General features: G+C 25.7%; 11 protein-coding genes. 2 read left to right on the forward strand and 9 right to left on the reverse strand.

Annotated features, from left to right (window positions below; all coding sequences use genetic code 11):
* The 6 genes from ACERKK_RS06030 to ACERKK_RS06055 form a co-directional block, all read right to left on the reverse strand.
* On the reverse strand, window positions 1–2,663 hold a 2,663-nt coding region (locus ACERKK_RS06030; protein ID WP_373772184.1), incomplete at its 3' end, for a Mur ligase family protein.
* On the reverse strand, window positions 2,663–4,897 hold the full coding sequence (locus ACERKK_RS06035; RefSeq protein ID WP_373772185.1) for a protein containing Six-hairpin glycosidase-like domain protein: 2,235 nt from the start codon (window positions 4,895–4,897) through the stop codon (window positions 2,663–2,665). The genes ACERKK_RS06030 and ACERKK_RS06035, both read right to left, overlap by 1 nt.
* A gap of 141 nt (window positions 4,898–5,038) precedes the next feature.
* Entirely contained in the window at window positions 5,039–5,737 is a 699-nt protein-coding gene (locus tag ACERKK_RS06040) for a class I SAM-dependent methyltransferase (RefSeq protein WP_373772186.1), read from the reverse strand.
* Window positions 5,737–6,345 (reverse strand): ATP phosphoribosyltransferase, encoded by a 609-nt coding sequence (hisG, locus tag ACERKK_RS06045; RefSeq protein WP_373772187.1) that lies wholly within the window; start codon window positions 6,343–6,345, stop codon window positions 5,737–5,739. Before hisG ends, ACERKK_RS06040 begins: the two co-directional genes overlap by 1 nt.
* The gene (locus ACERKK_RS06050; protein WP_373772188.1) at window positions 6,323–6,949 is read right to left on the reverse strand and encodes a type III pantothenate kinase; all 627 of its coding nucleotides are present in this window, start codon (window positions 6,947–6,949) and stop codon (window positions 6,323–6,325) included. Before ACERKK_RS06050 ends, hisG begins: the two co-directional genes overlap by 23 nt.
* Window positions 6,936–7,268: a hypothetical protein gene (locus ACERKK_RS06055; protein ID WP_373772189.1), complete on the reverse strand. Its 333-nt coding sequence runs from the start codon at window positions 7,266–7,268 to the stop codon at window positions 6,936–6,938. Before ACERKK_RS06055 ends, ACERKK_RS06050 begins: the two co-directional genes overlap by 14 nt.
* A gap of 76 nt (window positions 7,269–7,344) precedes the next feature.
* On the opposite strand from ACERKK_RS06055, the gene ACERKK_RS06060 reads away from it, so the two are divergent.
* Entirely contained in the window at window positions 7,345–8,097 is a 753-nt protein-coding gene (locus tag ACERKK_RS06060; protein WP_373772190.1) for an SdiA-regulated domain-containing protein, read from the forward strand.
* A 102-nt stretch (window positions 8,098–8,199) separates the two neighbouring features.
* Window positions 8,200–9,234 (forward strand): prephenate dehydratase, encoded by a 1,035-nt coding sequence (locus ACERKK_RS06065; RefSeq protein ID WP_373772191.1) that lies wholly within the window; start codon window positions 8,200–8,202, stop codon window positions 9,232–9,234.
* A 28-nt stretch (window positions 9,235–9,262) separates the two neighbouring features.
* On the opposite strand, the gene ACERKK_RS06070 is transcribed toward ACERKK_RS06065, so the two are convergent.
* From ACERKK_RS06070 to ACERKK_RS06080, 3 genes are all read right to left on the reverse strand, one after another.
* Window positions 9,263–10,420 (reverse strand): OprD family outer membrane porin, encoded by a 1,158-nt coding sequence (locus ACERKK_RS06070; protein WP_373772192.1) that lies wholly within the window; start codon window positions 10,418–10,420, stop codon window positions 9,263–9,265.
* A gap of 572 nt (window positions 10,421–10,992) precedes the next feature.
* Window positions 10,993–11,937 (reverse strand): ketopantoate reductase family protein, encoded by a 945-nt coding sequence (locus ACERKK_RS06075; RefSeq protein ID WP_373772193.1) that lies wholly within the window; start codon window positions 11,935–11,937, stop codon window positions 10,993–10,995.
* Between the two features lies 1 nt (window position 11,938).
* A complete protein-coding gene (locus ACERKK_RS06080) occupies window positions 11,939–12,760 on the reverse strand; it encodes an alpha/beta fold hydrolase (protein ID WP_373772194.1) in 822 nt (273 codons plus the stop codon).
* Window positions 12,761–12,800 lie beyond the last annotated feature (40 nt).

Genomic DNA, 12,800 nt, shown 5'->3' on the forward strand with positions numbered 1-12,800 from the left:
ACATTAATTAATTTCTCACCATGCAGAGCTTTATTTAATTCATTAAAGAAATTAAGCAATAGATTTTTTCTAAACTCAGTATAATTTTTGTATTTATTTATATAAATCTTAAACTCATTACTTGCTAATTTATACTTGTATAAAATTTCATTTATTTTAACAGATGAGTTTTCAAATTCATTCATTGATACCAAAGCTTTATATTGATCCAATTTTTTTGATGATAAAGAAAATTCATTAATTTTATAATCAAAAATTGATTCATCTTTCATTCTAAGAAGTTTTTCAGATACTCGACCAAGATATAAGTATGCACTTCCTATTATAAATAATAAATCTCCACCTCTAATATCGTTGTATAATCTTTTTGCTAGTATTTCAATATCATTCTCATGAGATATCAAAACAGTTGATTTTGTTAAATTATCATGAACATAATTCATAAAATTACCAGTAGTATAAAGTTTATCAATATTGCTTTGATTAATCATTTCTGCTAATTCTTCATGAGATTCTTTTGTCCAAGAAGAATCCTTTTTAATTGATATTCCACCAACTAATGCAATTACTTTACCCTTAACATTAAAGTTTTTTAAATCATTAAAAGCTGACTTCATGCCATGAATGCCACCTCTTCTACTTTGATCATAGAAAATTACGTCACCAGATTTTTTAGGAATTTTAATAAGTTTACCCATTGTTTCAAAAGGTTTAATACCTTCAAAGTCTTTTGCAGCTTTTTTTACATCAAAGCCCATCTCTTTTATAGCAAGTAAAATTCCAACACTTGATAAAGGAGCATGTTGTTGAATCATTGGAACAAAATAACTAATGTCTTCACCGTCAATATTGGCATCAACAATCCAACCTATTCTCTCTGAATCAAAAGTCTGTTTTATAAGTTGAGCTTTATCGTTTTTTGAGATTCCATAACTTATTATCTCTACATTAGGTTTTCTATTATAAATTGCATTTAAAAGCTTAGGATAATGTTCAATATGAGAATTAACAATACACTTACCATTTTGAGTTAATCCTTCAACTACAGAAGATTTAGCAAGCATTATATTATCTATTGTTTTATGCATATCCATATGATTTGGTCCAATATTTGTAAAAAAGCAAAGGTTTGGATTTACCATTTTTGTTCTTTCAACTCTATAAGCTTCATCACTTCCAACAGATACTTCATTTATTTCAATTTTATCATCAAGTTCTAAATTAATTAAAGACCTTAAAACAGGAACTTCTGTATTTGCACTATTCAATACTGCATGAGTTTTTATCTGTTTATTTAAAAGATGATGGAATTGTACTTTTGCACCAGTTTTACCTTCTGTACCTGTTACTAGAACAGTATAAGGATTATGTTCTTGTCTTACTTTTATTGCACATTTTTTAAATGCTTCAAAGCAATCATCAACAAGTAAAACGGGCAAATTATCTACATATTTAAAATATTGTTTATCATCAATAACAATTGCTTTAATTCCTTTTGACAAAACCTTTTGAAGTTCAATAATTGGATTTTTTTGTTCTTTTATCCAATCTTTAATTGCCATAGCAAAGTAAATATTACCACTTCTATATGTTCCATAAGTTCCTACCCCAGAAAAAGTCATATTATTATCAATTTCTGTTAACCATTTGCCTTTTGTATAATCATTAAGTTTATTGACAGTTAGAAATATTTCTTTATATGAGTCAACTTTTTCTTTTAAAGTTTTTGCCATTTCTACAAATTTTTTTCTACTTTTAGTTTCCATATCTAATATGGAATAATTAAATAGTTCTATTTCTGGATTTTCAATTAATTGTTTTGTTCTTTCTATTCCCTTCTTAATTTCTTCAATCCATTGAGAATGAGAAACTTCATTATCTAAATTTGGATTTTCTAATATTGCAGGAGGAAAACCATTAAACATCAGAAGATGACTTAAAGTTACACAACTAAAAGTTCTACTATTTCCATCTGGAAAAGGATGAAGAAGCTCTAATTCTCTTGGTACAAGAGAAATAACTTCTAATTTTTCTTCATCAGTTTTAGCTTTTTTAATATTTGTATTATATTTATTAATAATTTCTTCCATTTTATAAACCATTAACATTTGAACAGTATGTTTAGCTTCATAAAATTCATGTAAAGATAATTTTCCATCAAGTGCATCTATTTGTTTTTTATCCAAATTAGGATACCAATTTCTATAATTAATTTTTTTATCATTAATCATTGCTTGATATACATCTTTTACATTTAATTCATCAGCTGTTTTACCCCATTTAGAAGAATTAAAAATTGATGTACCATCACCTTTTCTTAATTCAAATACTTCAACTAAATGTTCATATGTTGTAGATTTTGCAAAAAATGGCATTCCCGAATTTAAATATCTAATATCACCAGGACTTGATTTTAGATTTGTTGTTTCAACACTTAACATACATATTTTATGTAATTCTCTTAAATAAGTTGCCTTTAATCCTTGCGAAATATCAAAATTATCTATCATAAAAGAAAACCCATTTAATAAAGCAGAAACTGAACCTCTTTCTCCTGATTCATAACCTATCCATCCATCATATTTTTTTTGAAATCTACCATCAACAAAAAATCTCCAATATTGTGATTCATCAATCTTTTTTAAAAAGTGTATTCCTGACATTAATATTCCTTGTTGTTAAGCTTTGTTAAAAAATTATTTATATTTTGATAATTTATATTTTTTATAAAAACACAATCATCCTTTTTTATATCTCTTATTATTTCATTTTCTATTTCTTCTATGCTATTGGCATGATTTTTCCATATTTGGAAATTTGATAAAACTTCTTGATGATTCCTAAAGTTATTTGTTGTAAAAAGAGAATCAATTCGAGCTTTTTGGATTAATTCTTTAAATTCATTAATAAAAGTTTTATCAATACTCTTTTGTGATAGATCTATAAATTCAGAAACTATTACAATTTTTTTTCCATTGTTTTTTGTCTTAGTTGAAGAGACAATTTTAAAAAATTCTCTAAAAGACTCTAGATTATTAGATGTGTTATGTATATTCAAAGTTAAGGCTTTTGATTTAGTATTCATCATAGGTATCAATCTTGCAAAGAAACAAGAAGCGTGTTGAACACTATCAACTCTAACCCATTGTCTTGTAAGTTTAAATCTAAAACTATGTAGAGCTTTTTTAGGATTTATATGTGCATAAACTGATTTTTCATCATGAAAGGTTTTCATTAATCCTTTTGCACTTAACATCATATGTTCCATTATCCATGAAGCTTTTTCATCATCTTCTAAATATTTTGCAAGGTAATAAGCACTAACTACACCTTCACATCTAGAAGCATCATGATAAACATGGTCACCATATTCATAATAAAAACCACCTATATAGTCTTTATTTATGTCTAAAGTATTTTTATCTTTGTACATATGCTCAAACATTTGTTTAGTATCATTAAAAACAAAATCAATATAATTTTTCTTTTTTAAACCTTCAACTTTTACCCACTCTTCAATAGCTTGCATAAGCCAAGCATCAGCAGGTAATGTATCAAACATATAATCATATTTTATAGGTCGAACATCAACTAAAAAGTCGAGTGCTTTTTCACTTTTATCTTTTATATCAATTTTTAGTTCTTCATTTATATTCTTAATATGTAAATAATATAAGGCTAATCCAAGTAAGGCCTCACCTGGATAATAAAATGAAAACAACTCTTTTTTTACGTTATCATCTACATTAATAAGTGGTTTTCCTTCATTAAATAAAGGATGAATATAATAACCTAACATTTCTCCATCATTATCTACTCTACTTAAAATATGTCTTACTAAACCATCTATATATTTTCTATAAGATTCATCACCTGTATGCATATAATAATGCATTAAGGCAACCAAACCAATTCCTGCACCACCTAATTTTGATTTTTTATTAAAAAATGGAAAACAAGCATAGTTATCATTATATGTATGTTCTTTAAAAGTTGAAAGTAAAAAATCAATTGAATCTTTTGCTTTATTTAAATATATCTGTTTATTAGTTAATTCATAAGCTCTTAGTAAAGAGATTGTTCCTCCACTATGTCTTAAAATATTATTATATAAAGGATCAATCATTTTAGGATGCATATCATCAACAACTGTATCTTTATATGGATCATAATAATATAAAAAACTACCATCTTCATTCATATTATCAACTAACCAATCAACACTTTTTAGCATTTTATCAAGTACTATCTCTTTTGAAAAATCAATCTTTTTAGGATATCCTCTTTCAAGTTCTAATACCTTATCTTCATATGTTACATAAGCTTTTGATTCAATAAATGTATATTCAATATCTTCACGTCTCATTAAATTTACACGTTCACTTATTTTGTTAGTTTGTTTTGAAATACCACACTGTTTTGAAAGATGATTTAGTAATTGATTTACACTCATTATAGATTTTGTATATCCATCACTTGGCATAAAGAATCTTGTAATACCTTTATACTTATATTTTAAACCATTTACACCTGATTCAAATCTATTTTTAGAATGCATTCGTAAAGTAGTAAGATTTCTAATATTACATGGATATTCTTTTGTTACTATTTCAAAAAGTATTTTGCATTTTTTATCATTTAATATTTCAAATTTATAAAAATTTGGATTAGTTTTTAGCTTAAAAATTATTCTATTTAAAGTATCACTTAATGTTTCTTTTTTAGAACCCCATCTAAGAGTTTTCACTCCTTCTTGGAAAAGGCTAATATAAATTTGACTAGGGTTTGAGTCATCAAAAAAAGGAAATTTCCCTTTTATATTTAGCTTATTATTTGTAGCTAAAGATTTTCTAATACCTTTAATTATCTCATTCATTAAAAGTAAATTTTTTGGCATAAGAATATCCTTTATATTTTTCTGCAGAAATTATATCGATATAAGTTTAATTTATCAATAAATAATATATTAGTAAATTTTTAATATTTAAGGAGAAGAGTTCAGACCTTCTGCAAGAAACAGAAGGTATAGAGATTTTTGTTAGTCTATTTTTTTACAGATAAAAATAAATTTATCAGCATCTTCATCACTATGAAGATTAAATTCTCTGATTTCTTGTATTTTAAAACCATTCGATTCTAAAAGCTCTGCTAGAAATTCTTTTGAGTGATACTCTTGAATTATTGAATCACTCTCTTTTGAAAATAGTTTATTTTTTTGTTTAGAGAATAAAGTAATATCAGTTTGTAATTTATTATCATCAAAGTTAGCATCAATTGCAATAAATTTATCCTTTAAGTCTATTGTAATACACCCTTGAGCAATATTATCAAAACCAAAATGTGAATTTACATCAAATATAAAATATCCACCTTGATTTAAAACAAGGTTAGCCTCTTTTATAAAAGTTTTTAAATACTCTTTATCCATATAATTAAGTACATCAAAAATAGCTGTTGCACAGTCATATTTATCTTTTACTTCATTTAAAGCAATTGCTTTAGCATCTAATCCTTTTGCTTTACAAACCTTAATTTGTTCAACACTTAAATCTGTTCCAAAAGCTTTTTTACCATTAATTCTAAGGTTATCAAGAAAATATCCTTGACCACATCCAATATCAATAATATTATCAAGTTCATTTACCATCACAAACTCCATAAACTGTTTGTGTAATAAATAAACCTCATCTTCAAAATCTAAATAAGGTTCTACCTTTGAATATAGTTCTAATCCCATTATAATTGTGCTTCTATTCTTTCTTTTAAATCTAAAATTAAATCTTTTTTAGCATAAAATGCATTTTTATTTGCAATTAAATGTGCTGAACTTTCCATAATAGTTGGACCTACTTCTAAACCATTTTGTTTCATTGTTTCACCAGTTTCAACAATATCAACAATACAATCAGATAATCCAACAAGTGGTGCTAATTCAATTGAACCATAAAGTTTAATAATCTTAACTGCCATTGCTTTTTCTTCAAAATATTTTTTTGCTATTTTTTCATGTTTTGTAGCAACTTTTATTTCTGTTTTTGTAAGATCAAGTTCTTCACCACGTCTAAGTCCAAATGCAACTTTACAACGCCCTAGTTCTAAATCAAGTAGTTTAATTAAATCGTACTCTTTTTCTTCAAGTACATCAAGTCCAACTACACCTAAATCAGCTGCTCCATGCATAACATAAGTTGGTACATCTTGATTTCTTACATTTAAGAATTTAAATCCAGCTTTTTCAAGTATTAATTTTCTATCTTCAAAAACAAACTTTTCCCCAAAAGCCTTTTCAAATTTAGCAAGTGTTTCTTTAGCAATTCTTCCCTTAGGCAATGCAATTGTTAGCATCAATAATCCTTTTCATATTTTCAAATATTAAATCTTTTTTATATGTACTATTTTTAAAATACTTGCTTAATAGTTTTCCATCTCCACCTGTAAATATAATATTCATATCTTTACTTACTTCTTTTATTGGTAAAATTATGGATTTTAACATAGCATATTGTATAGCATCTTTTGTCTGAAGCGGTATTTTATCTAAATTTATATTTTTTTCAAAATCAAACTTTAGTTTTTTAGATATTTTTGGATAAGTTTTACAAAATGCCCTAATTCCAGGCAAAATAAAACCACCTTTATGTTTTGAGTTTTTCATAATATCCACAGTTATAGCAGAACCTGCATCAACTACAACTGTATTTTCTTGAAATACACAAGCTAAGGCTCTATCTATTCCATGACCAATATACTTTGTTTTAAATTTCAAATATTTTTTAATATCAATTGCATTTGGATTTGTTTTTAGAAGTTTTTTACTAGCTTTATTATTAACAGATACAAAAACTATTTGTTCTTTAAAACTTGGGATTTCTTCATTTGTAAAATATTTTTTATGTTTTCCATTTATTAAAAAATGAAAAGTAGTATTACCTATATCACATAAAATCACTATATACACTCCATTTATTATCTTGTAAATATAACTTTGCTTTTGAACAAAGAGGACTTGAAACCAGTAATATCTTTTTTTTGAAATTATGTCCTAGATGCTCACTTAATTTATCACATAAAGTCATTAAATCATCTGCATTTTTTCTAATAAATCTACTTTTAGAATCAACAATAAATATTGCATAATATTTTGATTCTACACAAGTAGCATTGTAAATTTTAATCTTTTTTCTTGAACCTAATTCTTTAGGACTTGTTTCGTTTATCTGTTTAAATATAATATCTTTGTTTGTAAAATAAGTTGTTAATTCTTTCAATATATGCCTTTTTTCTTAAACCGCAGTATATCAAATTAAGACTTGGATATAATTTCAAAAAATAAAAGAAGGTAATATGAAAAAACTTATAGTTTCACTTTTTATACTTTTATCAATGCAAAATTTATTTGCAAAAGAAAAAGTTATTGCAAAAATTCCTGAGGCTTCAGGTATTGTTTATTCACAAAAGTCAGATACACTTTTTGTTGTTAATGATGAAGGTAAAATTTATGAAATTACAACTGATGGAAAGTTAGTTAAAAAGCTTAATATTGGAAAATATGATTTTGAAGGTATTACTATTGATGAAAAAAACAGTTTACTTATTTTAGCAGTTGAAGGTGATGAAAAAATATTAGTTTTATCACAAAATGATTTTAAAATTCAAAATGAAATAAAAATCAAAAGAAAATATAATAATATAGAAGTTCTAAAAAAAGATTCAAAAAATGGAATTGAAGGAATAGCTTTATATGAAGATAAATTATATATTTCTAATCAATCAAAAAACAAATACCCAAAAGCGGATTCATCTGTTATTGTAATTGTTGATTATAAGTTAAATAAAGAGAAATTAAAAATTAAAAATATAATAGATCATGGATTTACTGATATTTCAGGTCTTACTTTTTATAAAGATACTTTATATATGATAAGTGATAATAATAATCTTTTAATATCTTATGATATTGAAAAAAATAAAGTTATTAAAGAGTATAAATTAAGTAAAAAATATGCACAAGAAGGTCTTACTTTTGATAAAAAAGGAAACTTATATATTGCAGATGATAATGGTCAAGTTTTAAAAATTAAGAAGTTTTTAGATTGATCTATAATAAAACTAATTCAACTATTTTTTAATAAAAACGATATATATGCGATTATTTTTCAATATTATAAAGTAAAACATTTTAATTTATAAAGGGATCTATTGAAAAATAAAATAAAAAATATAGATAAAATACATAGCTTAGATAAACAGTTATTACTACTATTAGATAGAAGAATTTCTCTAATAAAAAATGAAAAATTAGAATATAGTAGAATTAATAGTAAACTAATTTCTAAATTAGAAAATTGCAATACTGAAAATTTACACAAAGCAATGATTAATTCAGTATTTTCAGAAATATTTTTAATTACAAATAAATATGAAGAAAATAATAAAATTGCATACTTAGGACCTGAAGGTAGTTATACACATGAGTCAGCAATTAATAAATTTGGATTGAATAATAACTATTATTCAGTCAATTCTATTAGAAATATTTTTTTTGAAATAGAAAAAGGTAGAGCAAGATATGGTGTAGTTCCAATTGAAAATAGTTCGAATGGAATTGTTGGAGATACAATAAATTCTCTAAATAATTATAATTTAAATATTGTTGGCGAAACAATTTTAGATATTCATCATACTTTAGTTAGTAATTGTAGAAATATAAAAGATATCAAAACTATTTATTCAAAAGACATAGCATTTGATCAATGTTCAAATTTCTTAGAAAACTATCACCTAAATGATGCAAAGTATGTTTATGTTGATTCTACTACTAAGGCTGCACTACTTGCGGCTAAAACAAAAAATAGTGCAGCAATATGCTCAAAACTTGCAGCTAAAACTATAAATATACCAGTTTTATTTTCAAACATTGAAGATAATAAAGATAATAAAACACGATTTCTTGTAATTAGTAAAGAAAATATCAAAAAAACAAAGAGTGACAAAACATCTATTATAGTTCAATTACCAAATATATATGGGAGTTTAATCGAATTCTTAAATGATTTTAAAAATTCTAAAATTAATTTAAATAAAATAAAATCTCACATTGTAAAAGGAATTTCAACTTTTTTTATTGAGTTTGAGGGTAATAAGAGTGATAAAAAAGTTGAAAAAGTACTTAAAAAACATAATAAGTATATTAAAATATTAGGTTCGTATCCAAAAGAAATTGAAGATATTTAAAAAAGAAGATTAAAAAATCTTCTTTTTTTTAAAACTTATAAGATGTATAGACTCTTAAAGCATTTGAATCATCTAGAGTATCACTAAACTTTGCATTTTCATACATTACTTTTGTTGAAAAGTTTTTATTAAATGAATATTCTACAAATCCACCATAAGCATCAATCTTATCTGAACCACCTAAATTATTATGATCTGGAGATTTTACTTGTCCTACATATGCAACTAGTGTTGCATCTGCAATTTTAGTTGCTGCAACCGCAACCATAGTATCAGTGTTTGCCATATAAGTTACTAATCCACCATGAACAGGTAATGCAGTAAATGCAGAATCAGCACCATTTCCTGCACCAGGATATACTTGTCCATCATCTGTCGTTGATGTATAAATACCAGTTAAATTAATCATTGCAATATTTCCAGTTGCTTTTAAACCATACATTGTTCCATCGACATTACCGTTTGATGAGTCTAAAATTTGTGCAGATAATTTAGCAAATCCTGCATCATATGTTGCATCAAAATATAATACATCTTTATCTGTTGAAGAAGTTATTCCTTTTACATCTAAATATTGAGCCTGAAGTGTTAATTCTTTAATAGAATTATTTTTAGCATATAAAGTATATGCACCATCTTCAAAATCATTAAACTTTCCTGGACCTTTTTCGCCATCAGTTCTTCCTTGGAACTTATTTACGTATCCTAGAACTAAAGTTGTGTCAGGTAAATCATTATTCATTAAAGTAGCACCTTCAAATGATTCTTTAATCATTCTTGATCCCGATCCTGCAACTAAAGGAGTTGTAATGTATTGTCTACCAATCTTAGCTGTTGTATTTGATAATGTATAAGAAATATATGATTCAGATAAAACAGAACCAGAAGCATCCATTGTATTTAAGAAATCATTAGTATCTTCGATATCACGTGTTACTGTTTGAGTAGTTTGAAATGTTGCACCTATTTTTAGGCCATTAAATGAATCAGTTACAATCCCTAAATTACCTCCAACTACAACTATACTATCATTCTTGCCATCAGAAGGACTTTGTTTATCAAAATATTGTGCCTTAATTTCACCAGTAACTTTTGATCCAGCAAACGCTTCTGCTAATGTATTTGCATATACAGTACTTGAAAGTGTTAGTGCAGCAACTAAACTTAATTTTGTAATTTTTTTCATTTATTCCCCTTAGATTTCGATATTAAGATAAGCCTACCAATTCGCGCGCAAATCCACATCAAATTTATTTTATGATGTTTTGCTTGGTACACCTTGAGAATATTCTATTCTAAAATTATCGCTAAATTATCGCTAAATAAAGATATTATAAATTTTGATTTTATAGTAAAAAGAAAGTAGAACTTACTATTATTATAGGACTTAATAGTAAGTTCTAAATGATTTCAAAGTAGTAGTTGTATTAATGGTTAATAAACAGCTAAAGCACAAGTATTAAATTTTAATTTCGTTGAATAAGTAGGAGGTAACTTTTCTTAAAAGCAAAATTCTGGATGCCACAACTTCTACTTTTTTTGCTGTAAGTATAAAATTACTTAGTTCATTAACTATTTATTTTAATTTTATGCAGTAATTAGAATAATGTTATTAGAGCTTATACCACTAGCATCCAGCATTAACTATCACATTCAATTTGATAATTAATTACCATTATTTTACAAGAATCAAATCGTATTTTAATCGCAAATTAATTTTTTTATTAAACGATGTGTAATAATAGAAATTTAAATTAACTATTTTAATTCATTTTTATAAATAAATTCAAGTAAAGTTGATATTGTCCTTGTATATGGTGAATCTTGATTTTGTTTTTCATTATATTTAATTACAACACCAGAAATTTCTTCTAATTCAATTGCTCTTTCAAACTCTCTATCTACAAGCATAGATGGTTTGATTGAATCAAAGTTTTTAATTAATTCATACATGATATCAACATCTTTTTTACTAATATTAATATCTAAAAATTTAGCAGCATTTGCAGTTTCCTGCATTAAACCATAAACAATTTTATTTAATTTTTTATTATTCATTAAAACGCCTGTTTTTATTTGTAATAATGCACATATAGCATTAACTCCATTGTTTATAATTAGTTTTTTCCATAATTCTAGTTTTATATTATTCGTATATTCACTATAAATTTTAGCATTGTTTAGAGTTAGTGTTAGTTTATTTACAAATATTTCATTTTCTTCTGTTTTAATTATAGGTCCTAAAATAGTTTCAACTACTCCTGTTACTTCTATATAACCAGGCTTAATAATATGTGCGCCTATTTTTCGAGTAAGTGCACCTATTACTTTTTTTTCATCAAAATATTTACAAAGAATATCTTCATTTTCGACACCATTTTGTAAAGATACAAAATATGGCATTGTTTCTTTATCTGTAAATATTTTTGATAAATCTTTTGCAATTTGTTCTGTAGTTGTTGATTTTGTAGTAATAAAAATTGCATCAATTTTTGAAATATCAATATTTTTTATCTCCTCAAGACTGCAAGCATCAACTTTTTTATGAAAAGAAAATTCTGGGTGTTTAAGAGACAAACCATTGTTTTTTATAGCCTGAAGATGTTCTCCTCTTGCTATAAAAGTAATATGATGTGATTGATTAAGTAGTTTTGCACCATAATAAGAACCAATACCACCTGCACCCAAAATTAAAAATTTCATTTTACTTCTCCGAGAAAAATTCTACTAATAGTTTATTAAATCTATCTTTATGTTCAATTTGACTCCAGTGTCCACATTCACCAAAACCATGCAATTGAGACTTTGTAATTAAATTATGTAATCTAATAGAGTTTTCAAAAGGAATAACTTTATCATCTCTACCATGAATAATTAATACATCTTTATCAATTTTTTTGATATCTTCTTCATTTGAAGCCATTGCTGAAACAGAAGATTGTCTAGGAGCTGGGAACATTGAACCAAATGACTCTTGGAAACCTGGTCTAATACTTGCTTCATATCTCATTTGTGCTAATTCATCAGTTACTAAAACTCTTGAGTAAGCAAAAGTGTCAAGTAATGATTTCATATTTTCAATACTTGGAGTATAGCCCCATGCTTGGTCAAGTCCTGCAGTTATTTCAAATTCAACTCCCATTGCACCCATTAAAACAATTTTATTTAATCTTTCTGGGTATTTAATTGCTAAAGAAATAGCAAGTCCTCCTCCAAATGAATTTCCAACAATATTAAATTTCTTAATATTTAGTGCATCCATTAAATCAATTGCTTGTTCAACCCATATATCCATAGAATAAGTAATGTCTTCAGGTCTATCTGAATAACCAAAACCCACCATATCAGGAGCAATAACTCTAAACTTTTCAGCTAATACTGGCATAGATAATCTCCAGTTTGCATAAGCTGAAACTCCTGGACCTGAACCATGAATAAATAATATTACTTCACCCTCACCTAAATCGTGATAATTTGTATTATAACTTCCTGTTTTTATACTTTTTGCTATTTCTGGATTTGACATTTTATTTCCCTTTTAATTATTTAAATTAAACTCTTTTGCC

The organism is Poseidonibacter sp. (assembly GCF_041821165.1).
Taxonomy (GTDB): domain Bacteria; phylum Campylobacterota; class Campylobacteria; order Campylobacterales; family Arcobacteraceae; genus Poseidonibacter.

Excerpts from the sequence above, each read along its gene's own strand:
- ACERKK_RS06035 (WP_373772185.1), bottom strand. The coding sequence starts at position 4,897 with ATGCCAAAAAATTTACTTTTAATGAATGAGATAATTAAAGGTATTAGA.
- ACERKK_RS06040 (WP_373772186.1), bottom strand. The coding sequence starts at position 5,737 with ATGGGATTAGAACTATATTCAAAGGTAGAACCTTATTTAGATTTTGAA.
- hisG (WP_373772187.1), bottom strand. The coding sequence starts at position 6,345 with ATGCTAACAATTGCATTGCCTAAGGGAAGAATTGCTAAAGAAACACTT.
- ACERKK_RS06060 (WP_373772190.1), top strand. The coding sequence starts at position 7,345 with ATGAAAAAACTTATAGTTTCACTTTTTATACTTTTATCAATGCAAAAT.
- ACERKK_RS06070 (WP_373772192.1), bottom strand. The coding sequence starts at position 10,420 with ATGAAAAAAATTACAAAATTAAGTTTAGTTGCTGCACTAACACTTTCA.
- ACERKK_RS06075 (WP_373772193.1), bottom strand. The coding sequence starts at position 11,937 with ATGAAATTTTTAATTTTGGGTGCAGGTGGTATTGGTTCTTATTATGGT.
- ACERKK_RS06080 (WP_373772194.1), bottom strand. The coding sequence starts at position 12,760 with ATGTCAAATCCAGAAATAGCAAAAAGTATAAAAACAGGAAGTTATAAT.